16 protein-coding genes are annotated in these 23238 nt (G+C 37.4%); 5 read left to right on the top strand and 11 right to left on the bottom strand.

Translation table 11 applies throughout. From position 1 onward, the window contains the following. Window positions 1–66: 66 nt before the first annotated feature. The 3 genes from VB711_RS11010 to VB711_RS11020 all read right to left on the bottom strand — a co-directional run bounded on the left by VB711_RS11010 (window position 67) and on the right by VB711_RS11020 (window position 4276). A complete protein-coding gene (locus VB711_RS11010) occupies window positions 67–849 on the bottom strand; it encodes a hypothetical protein (protein ID WP_323286013.1) in 783 nt (260 codons plus the stop codon). A gap of 31 nt (window positions 850–880) precedes the next feature. Next, window positions 881–3496, bottom strand: coding sequence for a two-component regulator propeller domain-containing protein (locus VB711_RS11015; protein WP_323286014.1), 2616 nt, complete (start codon window positions 3494–3496; stop codon window positions 881–883). A gap of 342 nt (window positions 3497–3838) precedes the next feature. Then, window positions 3839–4276, bottom strand: a complete 438-nt coding sequence (locus tag VB711_RS11020; RefSeq protein WP_323286015.1) for a hypothetical protein — start codon at window positions 4274–4276, stop codon at window positions 3839–3841. Window positions 4277–4661: 385 nt separating this feature from the next. On the opposite strand from VB711_RS11020, the gene VB711_RS11025 reads away from it, so the two are divergent. Then, window positions 4662–5645 carry a hypothetical protein gene (locus VB711_RS11025; protein WP_323286016.1) on the top strand — a complete coding sequence of 328 codons (984 nt, stop codon included), beginning with the start codon at window positions 4662–4664 and terminating at the stop codon, window positions 5643–5645. 176 nt (window positions 5646–5821) lie between these two features. Here VB711_RS11025 and VB711_RS11030 read toward each other — a convergent pair whose 3' ends face one another. After that, the gene (locus VB711_RS11030) at window positions 5822–10495 is read right to left on the bottom strand and encodes a phytase (protein WP_323286017.1); all 4674 of its coding nucleotides are present in this window, start codon (window positions 10493–10495) and stop codon (window positions 5822–5824) included. Between the two features lie 422 nt (window positions 10496–10917). On the opposite strand from VB711_RS11030, the gene VB711_RS11035 reads away from it, so the two are divergent. Then, on the top strand, window positions 10918–11958 hold the full coding sequence (locus VB711_RS11035) for a TIGR03032 family protein (RefSeq protein ID WP_323286019.1): 1041 nt from the start codon (window positions 10918–10920) through the stop codon (window positions 11956–11958). 309 nt (window positions 11959–12267) lie between these two features. Here VB711_RS11035 and VB711_RS11040 read toward each other — a convergent pair whose 3' ends face one another. Both VB711_RS11040 and VB711_RS11045 read right to left on the bottom strand, forming a co-directional pair. Further along, a complete protein-coding gene (locus VB711_RS11040) occupies window positions 12268–14427 on the bottom strand; it encodes a bifunctional serine/threonine-protein kinase/formylglycine-generating enzyme family protein (protein ID WP_323286020.1) in 2160 nt (719 codons plus the stop codon). 120 nt (window positions 14428–14547) lie between these two features. Continuing rightward, complete coding sequence (locus tag VB711_RS11045; RefSeq protein ID WP_323286021.1) at window positions 14548–15585, bottom strand: ABC transporter ATP-binding protein; 1038 nt, start codon at window positions 15583–15585, stop codon at window positions 14548–14550. A 502-nt stretch (window positions 15586–16087) separates the two neighbouring features. Here VB711_RS11045 and VB711_RS11050 point away from each other — a divergent pair. After that, on the top strand, window positions 16088–16549 hold the full coding sequence (locus VB711_RS11050) for a pyridoxamine 5'-phosphate oxidase family protein (RefSeq protein WP_323286022.1): 462 nt from the start codon (window positions 16088–16090) through the stop codon (window positions 16547–16549). Window positions 16550–16554: 5 nt separating this feature from the next. On the opposite strand, the gene VB711_RS11055 is transcribed toward VB711_RS11050, so the two are convergent. The 3 genes from VB711_RS11055 to VB711_RS11065 all read right to left on the bottom strand — a co-directional run bounded on the left by VB711_RS11055 (window position 16555) and on the right by VB711_RS11065 (window position 18515). Beyond that, complete coding sequence (locus VB711_RS11055; RefSeq protein WP_323286023.1) at window positions 16555–17295, bottom strand: cobalt-precorrin-6A reductase; 741 nt, start codon at window positions 17293–17295, stop codon at window positions 16555–16557. Window positions 17296–17314: 19 nt separating this feature from the next. Continuing rightward, entirely contained in the window at window positions 17315–17737 is a 423-nt protein-coding gene (locus VB711_RS11060) for a DUF1636 domain-containing protein (protein WP_323286024.1), read from the bottom strand. A gap of 208 nt (window positions 17738–17945) precedes the next feature. Continuing rightward, the gene (locus VB711_RS11065) at window positions 17946–18515 is read right to left on the bottom strand and encodes a Uma2 family endonuclease (protein WP_323286025.1); all 570 of its coding nucleotides are present in this window, start codon (window positions 18513–18515) and stop codon (window positions 17946–17948) included. A 185-nt stretch (window positions 18516–18700) separates the two neighbouring features. Between VB711_RS11065 and VB711_RS11070 the strand changes: the two genes are divergently transcribed. Beyond that, window positions 18701–19399: an ATP-dependent Zn protease gene (locus VB711_RS11070; RefSeq protein ID WP_323286026.1), complete on the top strand. Its 699-nt coding sequence runs from the start codon at window positions 18701–18703 to the stop codon at window positions 19397–19399. 67 nt (window positions 19400–19466) lie between these two features. Beyond that, window positions 19467–19952: a GNAT family N-acetyltransferase gene (locus tag VB711_RS11075; RefSeq protein ID WP_323286027.1), complete on the top strand. Its 486-nt coding sequence runs from the start codon at window positions 19467–19469 to the stop codon at window positions 19950–19952. 25 nt (window positions 19953–19977) lie between these two features. Here the strand turns inward: VB711_RS11075 and VB711_RS11080 are convergent, their stop codons facing one another. Beyond that, the gene (locus tag VB711_RS11080; RefSeq protein WP_416233574.1) at window positions 19978–22158 is read right to left on the bottom strand and encodes a pentapeptide repeat-containing protein; all 2181 of its coding nucleotides are present in this window, start codon (window positions 22156–22158) and stop codon (window positions 19978–19980) included. Window positions 22159–22233: 75 nt separating this feature from the next. After that, entirely contained in the window at window positions 22234–23229 is a 996-nt protein-coding gene (locus tag VB711_RS11085) for a zinc-dependent alcohol dehydrogenase family protein (RefSeq protein ID WP_323286028.1), read from the bottom strand. Window positions 23230–23238: the final 9 nt, after the last annotated feature.

The raw sequence follows: 23238 nt of genomic DNA on the forward strand, positions 1-23238 counted from the left end.
CAAGTATTGGGTAAGTAGTTACATAAAATTAATCAGATATTTGTTCAAATTAGCGCACAAAAATGGCTATATTATAGTCCATAAGTCTATTTCTGCATTAGGATTTTGCACAAGATAAACTAGCAATGTCCCTAACCATTTCCACGCTTTTGGACTTAATTTATCAATTGCTGCCAATATTTCTATTTTAGGATCTTTTGCTTCAATAGCAGCAAACACCTCTTCAATAGAAGGAATGGGAATAGGAATCTCAATTTCATTAACAGTAGTTTCTAGATTTTTTAACGTATTTTCAGGAATTTTTTCTCCTAGTTCTGTTTTAATTTGTTCTACTATATCCTGTGGTTGAGAAATGAGTTGATTTGGGTCAGGACGTAAAGTTTCTAGAGGGATAAGAAGTTGATTCAATAAAACTGGGTTATCAGTTATTATTTCCCAAAACCTTGCTAAATCTTCTCTTTCCGTTACGGGTACTTCACGAATTTCTTTAGGGATACTTTCTAATGAACTTAGTCTTTGCAAAAAATTGTTAGTAGGAATAAATTCATCTACATCAAAATCTGTATCTTCTGTTAGACTAAGTTCTCTTGAACTAAATCTCTCTGTGTTGCTAGTTTGTGGGTCAACACTAGCAGTTATAGTTTGATCATTTCTATGAATTATGATGTTCTTTATTTCTTTTGCCCAGTTAGCAAATATTTCTATTGAAATCAATCTTCCTCTGTCTCTGTTGCTAGTTGCTGGATCACCACTAGCAGTTATAGTTTGATCATTTCTATGAATTATGATGTTCTTTACTTTTCTTGTCCAGTCAGCAAATATTCTTGTTGCTTCAATTGGATTTGGCATAGTTTATCACTCCAAATATTTTCAATTATTGTCAGTTATTAGCGTTACTAATTAGAGATAATTTTGTTTGATATAAACCTCTATCTGTTCCTATCCATAAATAACCATCATCGGTCAAAACCATCTTGTTTAAGGACTCTTTTATGTTGATTTTAACAGGTATCCATTTATTTGTATATGTACTATAAAGAAAAGTTTTGTCACTCCCTGTTCCTGCAAGAAAAAATTTTTCTTTGATTTGAATAAGTGTTATTATTTCTTCCGTTGTATTTGTATAAGTCTTCCATTTATCATCAATGTTTTTTGGAGTCTTTATCCCTTCAAGAAAATATTTAACAAATCCTTGATCGCTACCAACCCAAATATTTTGATTTCTACTGTCAATAGTTACAGTGGTTAAATTATCAGGTAATGGTAATGATCGAATTTCACGGTTATCATCATTTTTGTCTAATAAACATCCTGAGAATTGGGTTTTACTATCTAAATACCAACGAATAAGACCCCTATTAGCAGCTATCCATAATAAATTCCTCTGTTGATCTAAAATTATTTTATTAATTGTAATATCCTTTTCTCCTGCAAGTAATGAACAAGCAGAATTAATTTCTTTCATAAACTGACACTGCTGTGATTTTGATTTTATTAAACATACACCCCGATAAGTACCAACCCACAAACGCTTATTTTTATCCATAACTAAGCTAGTAACTAAAGAGGAAACAGTTATAGTTAGTTTCTTCTTTAATAAACCATTTTCAAGAACACCATGTAGAATATAATATTTAACATTTTTACCATTTTCTTCTGCTATCCCAGCCCAAATATCTCGATTTTCTACTAACACAGATGTAACTGATTTATTGTCAAAATAAGATTTTGGTTGTTTATTTTTAAAATTATACCTTATCAGTCCTTTTGGGAACTCTTTATTTTTGCTGTCATAGCTATATCTATTGAGCCATATTTCATCTTTTGTTAAAAACAATGGTTCTACAGAAAATTTTTCAGTTCCTGGGACTAAGGTAATATCAGCAATTTTTTCGGCAAGACTATCTTGTTCTCTTTCATTTGTTAATCTTTGAATTGGTTCTTTGCTAATATACAATAATATTAACGCAAAAAAAGCAAGCATAACAGCATACAATTTACCCATCAAAATTTGTAATTGAGTTGCTTTGTGTTGTTTATATTCCTCTTTTTGTAATAATAAACTAGCTTCAATAAACTCTTGTTCTTGCCTTAGTTCTTCACCACGTTCTTTCAATTTTTCTTCTGCTTCTGCAAGTAACACACCTCGTAATAATGTACTTTTATCTCGTTGAGTATTTTCCCATTGACGCATTACTACTCTTAAACGTTCTTGCCATAGACGAAAATCTCGGTCTTTGTTTATCCATTCTCTTAATTTATCCCAATGGTGAATAATAGTTTCATGAACAACTTCTACATTTTCTTGATTTACAGAATTAACACTTGTAACTACTAACCTTGCATCAGCTAATTTAGTAACTAAATCCCAATTTTCATCACCTAATTCTCTTTTGGTAGCTACCCTTCGAGTATCTTCTTTATCTCCTGGAAGCACCAATTGAATAAAAATTTTCTTTGCCTGTTCTTGCTGCTTTTGAGTTAGCTTGTTATAAGTTTCATTTGCATGAAGTGTTAAAGCCCCTTGTACTTGACCAATGGCTTGATAAGCTGCATGAGTTAATTGTTTTTCTGTGCGGTTTTCCCACAATAAAGTTAAGGCAAATTCTAGCAATGGTAAGTTACCAGGCTCATTTTTAATATCATTTAAAATACGTTCTATTAAACCTTCTTGAAAATTTATATCTAGTTGTTTAGCAGGTTGCTCAATTACTTGAGTAAGTTCCTCTCGGTTCATTGCTCCCAACATGATAATATTATTTTGCAACTTATCTGCTAATGGACGATAAGTAAGAGCATTTCCTAAAAAATCAGCCCTCATGGTTGCAACTATTACAACTGAGGATTTACAGCTTTTCAATATACAATCTAGGAAGCTACAGCGAATTTTATCATCATTACAGAGAGTATAAAGTTCTTCAAATTGATCTACAATTAATAACAGTTTTTTGTCGGGGTAATTGTTTTGAATGCGGATGAATACATCTTGTAGAAGAATAGAGTGATAAATTAATGATCTAGATAATTTACGGGCTTGACGCATTTGTTCAGTTGCATCTTTATCAGGTTCGTAAAGAGGAACTAAAGCTTCAGCTAGTGCATGGAAAGGTTCAATACCTGGACGAAAATGAGTAAATTGCCAATTACCTTGTTCTTGTAGTTTGGGTACTAAACCAGCTAAAATTACAGAAGATTTTCCGCTTCCTGATGCACCAAGAACAGAGATAAAGTTTTTGGTTTTAGTAGCATTTATAAGTTTATCAACAAAAACATCTCGACCAAAGAAGTATTCAGCATCTTGGGGACTGAAGTGATGTAATCCTCGATAGGGACAGGTGAGATTTACATGAGAAGTTTTGTCAGAACTATTAGGGACTGATTTGTTTGATTGGTGAGAGTAATAGTGATAATTGTAAATAGTTACATCGCCAGATATACTACTAGCAACCTGTTCTGCGTTTGTAATAGTTTGATTTATCTGGTTTGCTTCCGACACCTCAACCTTCCTCACTAATATTTTTTTGCTAAGTTAGTATAACTGTCTGAATCAGGATTTCCAGGATTTAAGGATGAACAGGATGAAGTCTAGATTTGATCGCTAATTACCAATCTTAACTAGATAACTAGCAACTTGGGTTAAATTAAACCTCATCCATGTTGAAATCTGAAGTTTTTAATGATTCTGTTGTGTCATTGCGACGTAAGGAAGCAATCTCAGAATCTCGGTAAAAAACTACGATTCTCAAACTAGATGTGGTTTAGGATGAACAAAATACCCATCCTAAAAGAGTTTTATTTAATTCTAGAAGTTCCCAAATTTTTAGATTAAAGCATCATATCAGCTATTTGGATCTGTTCTATGTTCTGTAATATTACTTATGGTAGCATTGCCAGTTGCAGAAATAGCACCATATTTGACATGACTAATGTTTTGGTTGATAATTTGTTGTCCTCCCGGCTGTTCTTGCAGTTGTGTTAGTAAACTTTGTGCTAATTGCTGTAATTCTGGGTCATTATTAGCGTTGGAACTATCTACTTCTTCTTGCAGAGTTGTTTTACGTCCTTCTGATTCGGGCTTTTTTTCTAACCCATTGACAGCATCAACTAGGTTACTATCTTTGCCAAACTTCTTTTCTAAAGCCGCTTTGAGGGTGGTGTAACTGTCTTTGATCACATCTTTGCTCAGATTAGCGATCGCACTTATAATAGCCGTAGTAATCGGGTCCATGATTGATAAATTACATAACAATACTCCAATTGTCGCAAATCCATTCATAAAAAAACGGGAGATGATCACATCACCCCCCGTATTCAAAACGCAAAATTAGCACTTATAATAGCCGTCTTACTGTGTAGGGTGCGTCAGACCGAATAATTTAGGGTAAAATCGCTAATTTTAAGTTTCTGACGCACCTTATTTGATCTAACTAGCAATTTACCTTATCTAATTACAAAATTCAGTCTTTGGATAGATACAAAATATCATGTTATCCCTGTACAATAAATAGTATAGCCACAACACTTGTGTGATTTAATACTAGCTCTTTTTTGTATATCCCTATTGAAAATTAAGTATAAATATGGTAAGATCATCGAAAAATTTTCTGGCTAGTATTAACGCTTAGAATTTGTACAACATTCAGCAAATATCCTGAACCACAATGAATCAAGAAACTCATAAAAATGATAGTGAAAAACAGCCTTGGTGGAATCGTCCATTGTGGTCTGATAAAAGTTTATGGGAAGCTTTGGTTGCCTCAATTTTTAAACCTAAAGTACCAGATGGTATGATTTTTTTACACAATCGAGAACTTGAATCGGCGGAAATCATAGCTAATCAGGCAGAAAAGATCGATGATAAAAAATTTACTAGCAAGGAATTTATTACACTTTTAACTATTCGTAGAAATATTAGCAAAGGAACAAATTATTATCAAGAAATAAGTGTGAGCGCCCAACGGCTTAAAGCTGCGATCGAAGTAAAGGACTGTTTTGAAACGATTTGGCAGGTGGAATTTCAATATCTTTCTCGAAAGCAGACAGAATACTATCAATTTGTTGAATCTCACCTTGATAAAAATAGAACAGAATTTGTGCATTTGTGTAATGCAAAGCTAAATGAAATTCTGTCGGAAATTACTAGCGATAAGGGTAGACAAGCTTTAAACGCCTATCAAGATGCTATAGAAAAGTTATCGGCAACTGAACTGGGACTAGAACTTTTTAGTTTATTTAAAAGTCTAAACTTAGGTGATTTTCTTGTGTTGAGAACTATTAGTTTTATAGTAGATACAATTCAAGCAGATGATCTAACTGATCCTACAGTGATAATTCCATCTATCATAGATGCTTATAAAATTTTGGAGAATTTGATTCCAATTATTAAGTATCCACCGGAGAAATTCACTCCAGAGAACTTTGCTATCATTGTCCAACTGGTGGCTTTGGAATTTAAACACGGACTCTCCTATTCACAGTTTAAACAGTTAGTAGCTTTATTAGAGCAATGGCATCATCCCTGTCAGCAAGTCTTCAAAATTCGTAACGAATATAGTGCGAAAAAATACAAACAGCCTAAAGAATTTTCTAGGAAAGTTTTAGGGTTAAAGCTTTATAACAAATATGCGGAGTGGTTAAATAAGTAGCTTGGCTATGAGAAGGCTAAAACTCAAATCTATATCAGAAATATTCGCGGATTTAAGATTTCGTCTTTGAGAGACCATGGACTTTTACAAAATTACGAAAAACCCAAATTTTTAAGGGTTTAGCAATGCTAAACCCTTACCCACAGAATCAAATGATTAAACCGTGTTTAGTATAATTAAACCGCACTGATAGAGAAAGCAAAGTTACCTGCTACCAGATTAGTTGATGTAATTCCCATTAATGAAGCTACCTCAGTGCTACCTATCTTCACCAAGGTGTTATTACCATCTTGCATTAATGTCAAATCACTAAATTGGGTAGCACTTGCAATACCACCAATACCAATTACATCTGTGCCTAAAGTAAAGTCAGTCACGATATTTTTGCTGGTTGGTAGACTAGCATTAGCAATCCAGAACTGGTCAGCACCATTACCACCAGTCAGACGGTTGCCACCACCTTGACCTGCAAACAGTTTATCATCTCCATCACCACCATACAGCCAATCATTCATGTTGGAGTAGAGCATATCATCCCCAGAACCACCGTAAAGACGGTTACTGCTGCCACCACTGGTTAAAGTATCATTACCTGAACCACCGAATAGCATTTGATTTGAACCCTCTACAACTTGGAGATTATCACCACCTGCTGCACCAAATATACTGTTGCTACCATTGGTTTCAGCAACAACTACAGTATCATTCCCAGCCCCACCATTCACACTGGTGTTTTCTGCACCACCATTTTGGCCGACAACAACATTATCCTCACCTTCTCCAGTAAAGACAGATGAGTTGCTACCTACAGTCACAATATCATTATCGTTGCCAGTAAAGATGGTATTGTTGTTTAGGGCATCTACTTGATCTGCACCATCACCTGTAAATAAGGTTTGATTTGGTTGAACGGCAATATTATCATTACCAGTAGAACCAAATTCCAGGGCAGGAACTGTCAAGTTGTAAGGTAATTCCAAAATACCGACTTTGTTAGGAACAGGTCCAGCAACACCAAAATCGTTGTCGTTTACTAAAGCGAGGGTATTGGGTGCGACTAATGCCAAACCTTCTAATTTTTCTACCCCAGTGTAACCAAGTTGAGCGGCATTAACAATTAAACTCTTGCTAACTGGTGTAATATTGGCAGTAACTAACTCCTCTGGTGACAACTGTTCAATGGTTTTATCGGCTGGTAGGGTAAAGTTTGCGGAGTTATGAATGTTTGTTGCCTGTGCCAAATCAATTTGGTAGATGAGTTTATTAGATTCAGAAGTTGATCTATCATCTCTCTCAACCACCGCAAATTTACCATTACCCAAAGACACAGCATCACCAATTTTATCGGTTCTAGCTGCACCACTGGCTGTCACATTATCGAGTAAATAGACATATTCCCCTGTTACTTGTTGGGAAACTACATCAAATTCCAAAATTCGTAAATTGCGGGAATTTCTGGAAGTTGCATCGTTAGTCACATCAGGGTTATCAATGGGACTTTGAATGAAAGCATAAAGCTTTGTACCTTCCAATGCCACCGCTTCAAAACCGCGATTATTGCGACGTTGGGCATAAACTGCTGGTAATACTTCAGTTCCAAAAGTTCCTGCTGGTTGGTCTGGGTTGGGTGCAGTTGCAGTTCCTTGGGGGATGAAACGGTTTAGTAATTTACCATTGACATCAAATTGATAAATTGCTGGACGATATTCATCAACCATCCAATAGTTACCATTGGGGGCAACAACGATACCTTCTACGTCTGCACCTAAAGGATCATTAGCTAGGACATTATTATCTAAATCCACACCAATTTCGTCAGTATAAGCCGTACCACCAGCCCCAGCTTGCAGGTTAGGTAATCCAGTTAATTTGGTTGTACCATCTTCAGCAAATAAGCCTGTTCTCTTGGTGATAATAATTTCACCAGTGGTTTGGTTGAGTTCAAAACTGACTATTTCTGGTTGGAAATCGGGTAATAAAAATGGTCTGTTTTGACCTGTGGGTTCACCGTTGGGTCCTCTGTCGGTGTGGGTGACAAATTTGAGGTTGCCATTAGGTGCAGTCCCTTGGAAATATAACCCGGAGAATCCACCAAGGAAGATATCTTCACCTTTAGAGGTTGTTCCTAATTTGGGGAGGTCGGTAAATTCGTAGTTGGTGAGTCTGGGTTGGGCTACGGGGTTACGGGGGTCGTAGCTGGTGGTGTCAATTTTCAGTGGGTTGGAGAAGCTATTAGCTATGTTTTCCCAAGGTACAAATTTAAAGTTGGTGCTGATGTTTTCTATTTCACCATCATCTTCAACCAGTACAGCAGGATCGTTGTTACCGTCTTGGGTGACAAATAGACCAGAGGGGAATCCGGGTAAAGGTACGTTAATGACATCTGCACCATCAGATTCTTGTACGCTGTCAATTTCTCCGTTGCTACCAACACCAAAACGTCCTACAAAGTCGTTGTTACCTTCACGGGTGTAAGCAACAAAGGTGTTATCACCTTGGCTAGATGCGAGTAGGTAGCCTGTACCATTTTCGCCGTAGTAGATGGTTAGTCCTTCTACGTCTGCGCTGAGGTAATCGCCTCCGAAGTCTTTTACGACATCAATTAGTTTGCCGGTTGTTCCACCGTTGGGTTCAGCATCAAATTTCCAGATACCGACGTTTTCTTGTCCAATGTAGAGGAAACCGGTTTCTTGGTCTGCAACCATACCCTCGGTTTGGGCTTCAACTCCTTCATCTGTGGGTATTGTAAACTCACGTACTCGTTCTGCACCAATTTTACCATTACCCATGTCCATTAGTTTGAGTTGGGCAACATCTCCAGTTTCTCGACGACCGGTAAAGACGTAGTAATCGTTGGTGAAGGGGCTGCGATAGAGTCCAAGTCCGTAAGAACTGCGAGAGTCTGGTTCGTAGGGGGGTTCAAAGGGGGCTGCTTGGAAGATTGTCCCAATACTGCTGTCGGTGATATCTTCTAAATAGTTGCCGTCGGTAGAATTGGGGTTAATTTTGAAGATCACGAGTTTATCATTTTCGCGATCGCTCGCCACTGCAAAATCTATGGTTTCATCACCTAATTGAAAACCGTATTGTAGATCAATGTTGTTGTAACGGATGCCACCGGGGTTAATTGTTTGTAATAGATTCCCAGATAGGTCATAAACCCGCAATCCGGCATTTTTGACGGCAGTTAATACCAAACTTTTGGCGGAGTCGGTAGCATTGACATAGATAGCTGGGTCATCAGCATCAGCTTGTTGGTCTTCGGGTAGGGTGGGATCATCCAACAATGCAGGAGTGGTTTCAACGGTGGGTTTAGCTGTGGAAATGACTTCGTAAAAACTAACAGTATTACTAACTTCATTCGCAACTGCTAACAGTGGTTGACTAATGGGACTATCTGCGGCTGAGATAAATTTTAATCCTTCAGGACTAATATCAGTTTCGGTGCGAATATACTGGACAAATTCAGGTGCTTCTGGGTTACTTAAATCGTAAACAACTACACCACCACCAGCACGTTCTAAGCCAATAAAGCCGTAGGGTTTGCCGTTGACAACACCAACAGTGACACTTTCTGGTTCAGGGCCTTTATTATCAGAACGGGTGTCAACATCGTCAGCACTTCCGTTGTTAGCATTGAACAGTTCTGGTGTTTGGGCTGCTGTAATTTGTTCTAGTTTGTCGCCGCTATCAAATACTAATTCACCTTGAGCATTCCAAATGGTGAATGAACGAGCGCCGAAAGCATAAAGTTGATCAAAATCTCCATCTCCGTCTGTATCTCCCAAGGTGTTGGTAATTGTCAGACGACCCAAGTTTTCATCAGCTTGTAGTTCAGCCGCATTGGGGAAAACGGTGGGATCTAAAACAACATCTTTAACTCTTGTTTCTTCGTTGAAAATATCACCTTCTCCATCATTGGGAGCGGGTAAAATATCATCATCGGTAGGACGAATGCGGGCATCTCCTTCGTTGGCGGTGATATAATAGGTATTGTCTCCAACTTGAAAAGATGCGATCGCATCTGGTTGGTACATCCCTAAAACTGGCCAATTCTGAATATTAATACCATCATCTCTATCACTAGCATCAATACCATTTCCAGGCAAACTATGATCTTTAAAACCTAACGGTAAGATATTTGTAATGCTATTTGCAGTTAGGTCAAGAACAGCAACCGCATTGTTTTCTTGCAAGGTAATTAAAGCCGTATTACCATCAGGAGCAACTGCTATGTATTCCGGTTCAACATCTTGTGCAACAGTAGCATTAAGTCCAAAAAGTCTGACACCTGCTGCCTTTAAAGTTTCTGCTTGTTCATTAAACGCAGTAAAACCGGCAGTTGTAACTTTACTATTATCTAAAGCCGCAATATCTCCAGAAACATCAATAATACTAATTGAACCTTCTGGATCAACAGTATAATCTTCGTTGGGTTCTCCTTCGTTGGCAACTAATAATTTGCTACCATCGGGGGTGAAGGTGAGCATATCAGGTAATGCACCCACCGTTACTTCGGAAATTTTGGTTAGTGTTGTAGCGTCGAAGAAAACGACTTTGCCAGGATCGGTGAGAGTATTAGCGGAAATCGCCACAGCAACAATACTATTAGCATTTCCTGTCCCTTTCCTAACAGCTATACTTTGAATCCCCGCACCAAATTCGGAAAGATCAATATTAGTTTCTTTTGTGGGATTTTCTGGGTTGGAAGCATCAACTACTTGGAGGATTGGTTGACCATCTAATGCACCAGTAATAAAGAGGCGTTGTGATTTGGGGTCAAAATCAGAAATTTCAGCGCCGTTTAACTCTACACTTCCAATATTGTTCAGTTGAATTAGGTTTGTCATTGCTATAATTAAAGTTTTGGGTTTGATAATTGCTGACTTGTATTTATCTGCAATAAATATCAAGATGAGATCAAACAAATATATAATTGATGTCAATTACATTCTTTGTATTATCTCTGACACAGCATTCTCAAAATAGACTAAATAAATTAAGAAATAACTAACATAAGGTTAAAACAAAGGTTGTAATTAAGATTGGCTAAAAGTAAGGGCGTATTGCAGTTTCTACTCCCTGTGCATGAATTACGTCACGCGACGGTATCACAAATAGGGGATATTTTTTTATTTTTGTACAGTTCGTAACTCCTAATTGCTTGAATTATGGGAAATAACAGGTTGTTGCCATAGTTGACATAACAGAGAAGATTGAGCTAAATTACGCTGTGGGTATCAAAATGAATATTTGAATACACAAGTATAAAATGCAGATAGCAGAATCCAAACTAGAAATTACCGCTTCTCGCCAATTTGTTCCCTGGCTATATGAACAGCACCTCGGCCTTGTATTTACCACTTACCAAGCAGGTAAGGTATTTTTTATTGGTTTAGAACCAACCGGCAAACTAGCAGTATTTGAGCGCACCCTAGACAGGTGTATGGGCTTATATAGCAACGGTAACAGTCTCTATATCAGCACTCTGTACCAACTGTGGCGATTTGAAAACACCCTCGCACCTGGAGAAACCCACAACGACCACGATGTTATCTATTTACCCCAAATAGGCTATATCACGGGCGACTTAGATATTCATGATATCGTCATAGACCACAATCAACAAATAGTTTTTGCCAACACCCTATTTAGCTGCCTAGCCACCGTCAGCCCAACCCACAGTTTTGTCCCAATTTGGCAACCCCCCTTCATCACCAAACTAGCAGCGGAAGATCGATGTCACCTCAACGGCTTGGCATTAAAAGACGGTAAACCCAAATACGTCAGCCTCATTAGTCAATCAGATGTAGCGGAAGGATGGCGACAAAAGCGGGTAGGAGGCGGTTGCATTATTGATATTGAGAGTAACGAAATAGTTTTATCAGGGCTATCTATGCCCCATTCACCCCGATGGTATCAAGATAAACTTTGGTTACTTAACTCCGGTACAGGAGAATTTGGATACGCAAACCTAGAAACAGGAACATTTGAAGCCATAGCTTTTTGTCCTGGATATCAAAGAGGACTAGCATTTCATCATAATTTTGCCATAGTCGGCATTTCTGAGTCACGACATACTAAAACCCTCAGTGGTTTACCTCTAGACGATAAACTAGCAGCCAAAGACACTAAAGCCAGATGTGGGTTATTAGTTATTAACTTAAAAACAGGGGATATAGTTCATTCTCTCAACATTGAAGGAGTAGTCACTGAATTATATGATATAGCAGTATTACCAAAAATTCGCCGACCAATGGCAATAGGGTTTCGCACTGATGAAATTAGGCGGGTAATTACTATTGGTAACTGAATTGGAGGTTAGAACAATATTAGTATTTTGATCAACCAGGTCATAAGTATAGGATTCCGTTGAGATTAGTCCTGATCCATTGCAGATATGCGGCTATTTTTTGAGCGATCGCTGCGATCGCCGAAGGTATCGCGATTTTTACATCCTTGAATCAATTCCATTTTCTCACCACAATTCTCAAAGCCTGATAAAATCTAGATTCCGGTTTTTCACACTGTATCAAAAAATAACCAGTCAAAAATACCTCTAATTTTTGTAAGGATTATAGGAAATGCTATCGCGGAACTTGTGAGAAATACGGGTATAGCATTATTTTCTAAAGGTGGTACAAACTACCCTAAATCCTACCAGTGAATCTCTATAGTCTCTGGCAAATTTAATCCGAGAAGACGAGCGACAAAACTTAGGGTAATCGTACCATGAACCACCACGTAACAGTTGATTATGATTATTGCTGACCCTAGCACTGCCATCTACAGGCGCTCCTATATAGTTACTATGCCACTCATCTTCGCACCATTCCCAAATATTACCAGACATATCATATAAACCAAAAGCATTGGCGGGCAATATCCCTACATCTGTTGTTTGTTCACGATATTGACTCTTGGGTTCAGAGCTATAAATATGATTACCGTTATAATTTGCTAAATCAGTGGTAATTGATTCTCCAAAATAAAACGGGGTAGTCGTTCCTGCACGACAGGCATATTCCCATTCAGCCTCAGTGGGTAAACAATAATTTTTCCCAGCTTTTTTAGATAATCTAGCGCAAAATTCTCTGGCTTCAATCCAAGAAACATTTTCTACAGGTCGATTAGCACCTTTAAAGTAAGATGGATCTGGATTTAAATCTATTTGTACTTTAGGTAAAGCCGAAATCGCTTGCCATTGAGCCTGGGTTACAGGAAATTTACCCATAAAAAAGGGTTTAATAGTCACGGCGTGTTGTGGACCTTCATCTCTAGACCTTTCGATTTCGCTATCTGGTGAACCCATCAAAAAATTACCATCTGGAATTACCACCATTTGCAGAATTACGCCACGACCTAAATCTTCGGTAAAAAACCTTGTTGTTCTTCGACTGCGTTGAATTTCCCAACTCTTTCCTAAACCTAAAAAGTTTCCGCTTTTGAGAGTGAGAATGGCAGTCTCAAATTCAAATGACTGAGTTTCAATAGTTGGTGGTAATGGTGATTTTGGAGTAGAGGCACTGTGTGATTGGCTTGGTTTACGTTTTGGTTCTGGAACTAATAATTCGGTGTCTTTGAGCGGGATTCGATTTTCAGGTTTTTGGGGAGACATTACCCTTTCCTCGACAGCAGCAATGTCTTGATCTTTTAATCCTAAATACTGCCGATAGTCTTGCAAATCTTTTTCAGTAGCTTGGCTAAAGGGATATTGTTGACTAATCGCAACTATTAAGGCTTGTTCATACTCTTGTAATTTTCGTTCATACTCTCGATAGGGGCGCAAAACTTCGTCTTGAATTTCTTGGGCTTCTTCTTCAGATAAACCCAACTCTGCCCGTTTAGACTCGAGTATCTTCAAGGCAAATACAGAAAACTGGCTTTGACCTTCCTGGAGACGATTGAGAGTTTCATCAAAATATGCTTGTCGGGAATCACTGAAGGCTGGTGTTGGTGGTAGAGTTGCCCCTGGTAATGATGATAGTCCTTGGACATCCTGTAATGCTGGTAGTGCGGAAGGGTAGCGCAAGCTAAAGTGACGACGTACCATTTTGCTTAAAATATCGGCTAAACAGTCATTTGCCTGGACTTTATGTCGCCAAATAATTTCTCCTGTTTGGGGATCTTCTTCCAACTCGGTAGGAGCAAGTCCTGTTAAGGCTTGAATAGCAGTTATTCCTAAAGCATAGATGTCACTAGCCAAAATTGGCTTACCACTGGTTTGTTCTCTAGGCATATAACCAAAAGAGCCAATGACAACACTGGAGGTAATTACACCTTGACTATTAACTATTAAACTGCTGATTTCTTTGACTGCCCCAAAGTCAATTAGACAAATTTTACCATCGGTCAGTCTCCGCATGAGATTTTGGGGTTTGATATCTCGGTGAATTACTCCCTGGGAATGAACGAAAGACAAGGCTTCTAAAACATCCCGCAAGAGTTTGATCACATAACCTTCACTTAATTGATTACCAGGAATTATCTCTCTACCTAAATCTTGTCCTTCAATAAATTCTTGGACTATATAAAAGTTTTCGTTTTCGCTAAAATGTGCGAGTAATTGTGGTATTTGGGGATGTTTGCCTAGTTTTTCTAAAATAACAGCTTCATTTCTAAAAAATTCTAAGACGCGAGAGTTGTTTTGGTGAGGGTACAGTTGCTTAACAACACACTGAGGCTCACTGGGTTGCAGCTTATCTTTAGCGAGATAAGTAATGGCAAATCCACCCCCGCCTAGTTGCTCTATAATTTCGTAACGTCCTGCAAGTATACTCACAATGTACCTATTTCTGCTAAGAGTTGTCCAAAAAAACAAATGATCCAGACTCTAGAAACCACATTTTATAGTCAAACTTTACTGATTCTATATGCAAATGATAAAAGTTTAACCATAAATTTAACTAAATATCTTTACTGCGTTACTTACTATAGATAATTCTACTCTTGTACCAATAGGTAAGGCTACATCTGCCATAATTCTAGCATGGAGTTCTTTTCCTGAAGGTGTTTGTAAGCAATATTGATATTCTCTGCCTAAAAAACGACGGGTACGAATGAATACAGGGGCATTGATGGCAGGTTTTAAGATTAAGTCTTCTTGACGGATCATAATTTCGCCAATATCGTTATGATAATTAGCTTTTAGCTGAAAATTCCCAACCTCTGTTTCCCAGAAGTTACCTTGACGGCGTGCCGGAAGAAAGTTAGCTTGAGTGACAAATTCGGCGACAAATCTAGAGGCTGGATGGGTATAAATTTCTTCTGGTGTGCCGAGTTGTTCTAAGTTCCCTTGACGCATGACACCAACTAGGTCAGATATGGCTAATGCTTCTTCTTGGTCATGGGTAACAAAAATGGCGGAAGTGCCTGCTGCTTTAAGAATATCTCTGATTTCTTCTCGCAAGCTTAATCTAACTTGAATATCTAGATTGCTCAAGGGTTCATCTAAGAGCATAATCTGTGGTTTGGGCGCTAAGGCTCTGGCTAATGCTACTCGCTGTTGTTGTCCTCCTGAAAGTTGGTAGGGGTAGCGTTTTTCTAAGCCTTGGAGTCTGACTAATTCTAAGACTTGGGTGATACGGTTTTGAGCTTCTTGTTTACTAGAATTTTTTAAACCAAAGGCTATATTTTCGATAACGTTCAAGTGGGGAAATAAGGCATAATCTTGGAAAACCACGCCGATATCGCGCTGTTCGGGTGGTATCCAGGTGGAGGCGTTGCTAACTATGTTTCCAGCGATTTCAATTTTACCTGTTTCTAGGCGTTCAAAGCCGGCAATCAGTCGCAATAGTGTGGTTTTACCGCAACCAGAGGGTCCGAGCAATCCTAATACATCTCCTTGTTGCAAGGTTAATGATACCTTATTTACAGCCGGAAGGGTGTTTTGTGAAAATTGTTTACTGACGTTTTCTAAGTGTAGGATTTGTTGCTGCATTGGTTGACGGTTGGGATTTAAACTTTTGCTTCTGTTGGTTAAGTAAGATTTTACAGGAATACCGGGCAAGCGTAAAGCTCAGTCACTTGAGTGCTGAAATATCTCCTTTTTAGAATAGAATGGTAGGGTGTAACTATATACTCGCTGTTATTTTGTTGGGTAATTTCACTTTGATTGCAGAGAGGACAAATATGAATTAATCGTAAGAGTTTATTTAATCAAAAATTGTTACATTGTGATTCTGTAATAATTAAACGCAGATAAACGCAGATAAACGCAGATAATTTTGTACTTGATTAGACTAGGAAATTCTATAATTTTCATCATTTTAATCAATATATAACTGTAGTTAAATCCTGTCTAATTACGTCTATTTCTAGGCATATTTGATTAATTTAGAGTAAATCTTAGTATTCAAAAACTATATCCTGAGAATCTAGCTATAAACAATAAACCCGTTAACAATAAAAGTAGTCTGAATAGCCATGAGTGAGATAAAAAAATGACAAATCCTACAGAACGAAATCAAAATATTCAGCAGTTGCGTCAACTGATTGAAGGAATTGATTGTGCTATGTTAACTACTCTTGATGATGATGGGAGTTTACACAGTCGTCCTATGTCTGTTTGTGGAGAAATTGACTCCGCAGGTGTACTTTGGTTTTTCTCCCTTGCCAATTCCTATAAAATACATGAAATTCAACATCATCAACAGGTGAATGTCAGTTTTTCTGCACCAGATCATAATAGATATATTTCCATTTCTGGTACAGCACAATTAGTCAGAGAACATAATAAATTACAAGAAAAATGGCAACCAAAATTAGAAACCTGGTTTCCTCAAGGATTAGATGAACCCAATATTGCGTTACTCAAAGTCAAAATTCACAAAGCAGATTATTGGGATAGTTCATCGAATTTTGCTGCTAAAACAATTAGTTTATTAGAACTTTCGCACATTTAATTCTCTCACAATCTTTCTATCAACCAAGTTACCGCACTTTCCACGTCTGCAACCTGTTCCCCTGGTGGTATCAATGGACGATTTACCATGACTACTTTTATTCCCAGTTCCCTTGCGGCAATGATTTTAGCATAAGTAGCATTACCGCCACTATTTTTACTAACAATAGTATCAATTTGATGTTTAGTTAAAATTTCTCTTTCGTTTTCTAAAGAAAAAGGACCGCGATCGCACAACACCAAACCATCAGGTATGATAGTATCTGATATAGGTGGATCAATCATTCGCATCAAAAACCAAATCCCTTCTAAATCAGCAAAACTAGCGATTTCTTGCCTACCAATAGTCAAAAAGACCCTTTTCGCTTGATTTTCTAAAATTGCGGCTGCATCTGTAATATTTCCAACTTCCAACCAAGTATCATCCTCTAGCTTCTCCCAAGCAGGACGAACCAACATTAAACGAGGAATACCAACTGTTGTAGCTGCATTTGCCCCATGCCAAGAAATCTGATTAGCAAAGGGATGTGTGGCATCAACTAATACATCTATTTTCATCTGTCGTAGATAATTAGTCAATCCCTCCACCCCACCAAAACCACCAACACGAACTTCACCAGCGGGGGTGGAAGGTTCACGAGTACGTCCAGCTAGAGAGATAATAGCCTCAATTCCCGGTATACTTTCTACCACCGCAGCTAGTTTTGCCGCATCACCAGTTCCACCAAGAATTAATACACGCAGCATAGAAAATATACAGACTAATTTAATTGAGTTGTAAAGCTGGTATTCTCGCTAAAATACCATTTTTCAAAGGTTCTGGACGTTCTGACCAAGGCAATAAACCATTTTGTTTATTATAGTATTTACTAGCACATTCCAGAACAGCGGCAGCACTATCATCTATAGTTAAATCACCGAACAGATATGTTACTTTGCCCTGACCCGCAAAAGCCACAACACAAGAACGGTTACAAGCACTCATACATTCAACCGCTTGAATAGGGAATTGTTCCTGTAACTCCCAATTTTCCGCTAGTTGCTGAATTTGTTCAAGTAGTTTTTGACCACCACTTTCACCAACACGTTTACCATCTTGCCAAACACTAGCACAGCTTTTACAAACAAATAAAGTATGAGCAGTTACACTCATGTTATTAACAGGAGAAATATTAGCAGTAGCAGTCATTTGTATCCTCGCAAATTGAAACACTAAAAAGCAGGGGTTCTACATTAACGCTGGTGAATAAACACTATATAGAACCGAATAATTACTCCATACTATGTTAACATTGGGTAACTTAAAATTTTAAATTAATAGTAGACCTGGCTTGCTTATCTTAGTCCACGGAGGTGGACTTTGTTTGTGTAGGTGTGACTTCTAGTCGCTAGGGCTATTATAAATCATCAATGATCACATCTTCATAAATATCATCCATAGTCAAAGTTAAATCAACAGAATCTAAACGTAATTTATCCTCTTTACCCAATACCTCCGTTGACCAATTTCCTTCAATATCTTGACGATAGACTTCTACTTTAATTTCATTTTGATAAACCAACACATATTCCTGTAAGCTATCTAAATTTTGATAATTAATCCGCTTTTCTCGCTTATCTGTTTTCGCTGTTGAATTAGATAAAACCTCTATAATTAAACTTGGACGAGTTTTAAAATACCTTTCTTTATCTTCAGGGTTACAAGTCACTAAAATATCAGGGTAGTAGAATATATCAGCCCTGCTAACTTTAACCTTCACCTTCATATCTGATACAAAAGCACGACAGGAACTCCCCCGCAAATGAGGACGTAATATAGCGTAAATATTACCCGCAATCAAATTGTGTTCTTCACTAGCACCAGCCATTGCAAAAACTTGTCCAGCTACATATTCGTGGCGAATATCGCTAGATTTTTCGGCTTCTAAATATTCTTCAACAGAGAAAATGTTTAATGGCGATCGCATAATTTTAATTATATCAAATTCAGGATAACATTATTTTCTACCAATACGGTATTTCTGCCGTAAATTTCTCACTAAAATCTATTATAATGCTAAAGTTCTGACTGTGATATTTTCCTAATCGGTTGATTTCACGCAGTTACTTTGCCATAACCCAAGCAGCATTCACCTGTATTCAAAAACTCCCCATGAGCCAAACTGCCATCAATCTAATCGCTGTATCCATATTCCTCATCACTCTCTCAACATTGCTAGGACCCTTAATACATCTATCTCCTGCCATACCCGCACTAGCTACCTTCACATTTTTGGGTATCGCCACCTTAGATAATTTTACATGGCAAGGGAAGGGAGGAACGATATTATTAGACTGGTTGGCTAGATTTTCTCCAGAATATCAAGAACGAATTATCCACCATGAAGCAGGTCACTTTCTAGTAGCTCATTTATTGGGGATTCCCATTACTGGTTACACACTCAGTGCGTGGGAAGCTTTTCAGCAAGGACAACCAGGACAGGGTGGTGTTACACTGGAAGATGAAGAAATAGCCGCACAATTAAAAAAGGGTAAAATCACTGTTTCAATGTTAGAAAGGTACTGTAATATTTGGATGGCTGGTATTGCAGCAGAAAGTCTAGTTTTTAGTTCGGCTGAAGGTGGAAATGATGATAAAATTAAGTTAAATCAGGTTTTACAGGCGTTAGGTTTTTCAGATGCGATTTGTCAACAAAAACAACGGTTTCATCTACTTCAAGCTAAAAATTTGATTCGGGAAAATTGGGATAGTTATCAAGGTTTAGTGGAAGGAATGCGACGAAAGGTTTCTGTTGGTGAGTGTATGGAGTTAATTGTCTCACGCAGAGGCGCGGAGGCGCAGAGAGAATAAGAAGCTATAATCTATTTACAAATTTATGATACAGACGTTTTCCTGAATAATTATTTAAACTAGAAAAATGGAAAATCCAGCTATTACAATTAGACAAGCAACTCCAGATGATCATCAGTTTATAATTAAGTATGCAATGAAACTTATTAATCAACATTGCAATTATAATTCATTAAGATTTGTTACGCTTGAAGATCATCAAGAACAAATTTCTGATTTTTTTGTTAAAGAAATAACTAATCCAAAATCAATTATCTTAATTGTGGAAGTAGAAAATGAAATTGTCGGTTACTCATTTACACGCTTAGAAGAAAAAAGTTTGGTTAACATTTCTGAAAGTGCAGCATGGCTTCATGATATCTATATTGATGAGTCAGTGCGGGGTTTGGGAGCAGGAAAATTGCTGTTAAATGCTTCAATAGATGCAGGAAAGCAGTTAGGTTCACAAGTATTGATGCTTCAAGTCGCAGCACAAAATGAATATGCTAAGAAGCTATTTGAAGCTAATGGTTTTAATGTTGCAACTTACGAGATGATGAGAAAGTTAAATTAATAAATACCCCACAATACGCTTATATCTATTTAAGATAAATCAATAAATTCAATCCGGGGATGGTGCGAGAAAGAGTCCATAAAACTATGGTAATATATAATAATCCTAATGTCCATTGATACCAGGCTAAGGAAGCGATAATTCCGGGGAGATGTTCATCTCTCAAACGAATATCGTTAAATCCTAGTCTTAGTAAATTATTGAGACTAAAATCAAAGTAATTTAACCAATTCCAACGTCGATTCCATAAAAGAGGCATATATCTTTCTCTAAATGTGGGATTTCGGGGAATTACTGGTAAACGTCCAATTAATAATCTTAATTGTCGTAATGTTCCATCTTCTGTGAAGTAAGAAACGTTCATTAAATCGTGATAACGTCCTTGTTGATAAAGTCTAAATAATAAGATTAGGGGAATGGGAATAATAATAATCGAGAGACATCCTAAAGTTAGCCAAGGGTCTGCGCTGTTACGGAAAATAGCTAATAAACTCAAGGATGATAAACAGCTAAAACCGATGAAGATAGAAATAGTTTCGTAAGCTGTGGGAATAATGGGGAGGGGATGTAGACGACGATAACGATCAACTAGCCAAAATAATACACCAAAATGAGCGATCGCTATTCCTCCTACACCAAAAACTAACCAAAAGTTTGTTCCATAACCACTCAACAACAATAATACACTCAACAGCAACCAATTAAAAGCCTGAAATAACCACCCACTAAGGAATACAGGTTCACTGGCAATTAAGCGATCGCTCAATTTATGATATAATTCTAAATCTATATTTGCTAAACTCAGTAATTCCTGAAGATTGCGAAATGGCTTCACATCACGACGTTGTTTAATTGCTTCTGCTTGGGTAGAAGAAAAACCCAAATTAATTAAATTTTTTAAAGAAGCAGTATTGATATTTGTGGCTATTAATTTGTAACTTAATTCTATGAGTTTAAGCTGTTGTTTTGTATATTCTAATTGATTAGCATCTGTAACTTGTTGCTGTTGACGAAAGTTTTGGCTCAAATTTCGTAAAATATTTTGATTACCTTGTAAAGTAGAAACAGAAAATCGTTTACCAATTTCACCAACATTACCTAAAATTTTTGCTTGATTAGAATTAAAAGTTAAACCAGAAACATTTATAAATGCTGCACGAGAAAATTTACTATCGCTAAAATCTGCTTGGTTGAGAATATTTGCACCTTGCAGACTTACAGATTGATTAAATTCGGCTTCTCTAAAAATTACTGCTTGCTCAAAAGTTGCTTCTACCAGAAAAACAGATTGATTAAAAATTGCTTTTGTAAATTGTGCTTGATTAGTAAAATTCACGCTAGATAAATCAACTTTATTTTCCCAAACAACATGATTAAATTTAGCTAACTGTTTAAACTTACTTTGATTAAAATAAACTTTATCACCGAAAATACTACCTTGGAAATCTGCCAGTTCTTGAAAAATTGCTTCTTTAAAATTAGCTTGTGCGAAAAATATACTACCTTGAAAATTAGTTAATTGACGGAAATTAGCACCATTAAAACTTACATTTCGGCTAAATCTGCTATGATTCCAGTTAGTAGCTTTAAGAAAATTGGCATTTTGAGCATCAACAGACTGAAGAAAAAAAGTATTAGGAAATTCCACTTCTCCATTGAAGCGAGTTTGCGTCAAAATTAAAGCACCACGAAAAACAGCAATTTCACCTGATGTAGTTGATTCAGTCCCCAAAAGTGATCTACAATCTTGAGAATCAGGAAAAGCCATATTTAAAGACTGTAAACATACCTCTCGTAAACGTTCTAGTTGTTCATGCTCAAAGGGGGTAAAAATGGGAGCGATACCTTGAGCATAAAGAGGTGTTCTTAAAGCTAAATCACTACCGCTAAAATCCCCTTGAACCAAAGAATAACTCAAATCTAAACCCAAAGGTTTTGCACCAGTTTTTTGTAATTCTTTCCGCAATAGCTGATAAAAATCATCACGAAAACTACCATTTTCAGGACGTAAATCAATCACCATCTGGCGTAAATCTACAGTTAAACTACCTTCCCGCAAAGTTGGTGTTTTAATTCTTTCCTGTAAAATTTCTAAAGTTAAAGTAGTCCGTTCTACTGTTGCTGCAAAAGCAGGAAAGGGGAAAAAAAGAAAATACGATAACAATACTAATGGTAATAAATAACGTAATTTGGTAGTTAAGAGCAAATTGGTAATTGGTAATTGGTGATTGGTGATTGGTAATTGGTAATAAATTAATTATTCCTTCCCTGTTCCCTCTTCTTAGCTAATCATCAAAACAATCTTACCTGAAATAGAACCAGTTTCGAGCAAATGGTGAGCTTTTGCAGCTTCTTCTAAGGGAAAGGTATGATTAACTTGAATTTTCAACTTTTCTTCATCTATCCAAGTGGCGCACTGTTGAAGAATTTCGCCATGATGTTGAAGTCCTTCTTCATCACCCAACAACATAGGAGTTAACATTAATTCTAAGCCAATGCGGAGATTTCTATTTCTCGCCGTTTTCCAAACAGTGTTACTCTTGGGTTCAAGAATCGTCACAATATCACCATAGACACGCACTGCGGGGAAAGTCTGCTCAAAAACTTCACCACCAACAGTATCAAAAGCTAAATCTACACCTTCGTTGTTAGTCCAATTTAAAGTCTCTTGGACAAAATCAGTTTCTTGGTAAAAAATTACCTTATCAGCGCCTAACTCCGCCACCAAATTAGCCTTATCTTGGCTACTCACAGTAGTCGCAACATCACCACCTTTAAGTTTAGCTAATTGAATCGCTACATGACCAACACCACCAGCACCTCCATGAATTAACACTTTTTCCCTTGGTTCAAGTCTTCCCCGTTCATATAAAGCTTCCCAAGCAGTGATTAATACCAGAGGTGCTGCGGCTGCTTCGACAAAAGAAATAGATTGAGGTTTACGGGCAACAAATCGTTCATCTACAGTAGTATAATCAGCATAATTACCTGGATGCGCGCCTAAACCGCCATAACAGAAATAAACCTCATCACCAGGTCTAAATTTTTGTACCCCGACACCGACAGATTCCACAATACCCGCACCATCACATCCTAAAATAGTCGGCATTTGTTCAGGGTAGAAAGTACCACGTTTTCGCAATTTAGTATCAAGAGGATTAACACCGGCTGCTACCAAACGGACTAAAAGCTCCCTATTCCCTGGAGTTGGTTGGGGAATATCTTGTAGTTGCAGAACTTCTGGATTACCTGCGGCTGTCATGAAAACTGCTTTCATAAAAATCAA

It is taken from the genome of Cronbergia sp. UHCC 0137 (assembly GCF_034932285.1).
Classification (GTDB): Bacteria; Cyanobacteriota; Cyanobacteriia; order Cyanobacteriales; family Nostocaceae; genus Cronbergia.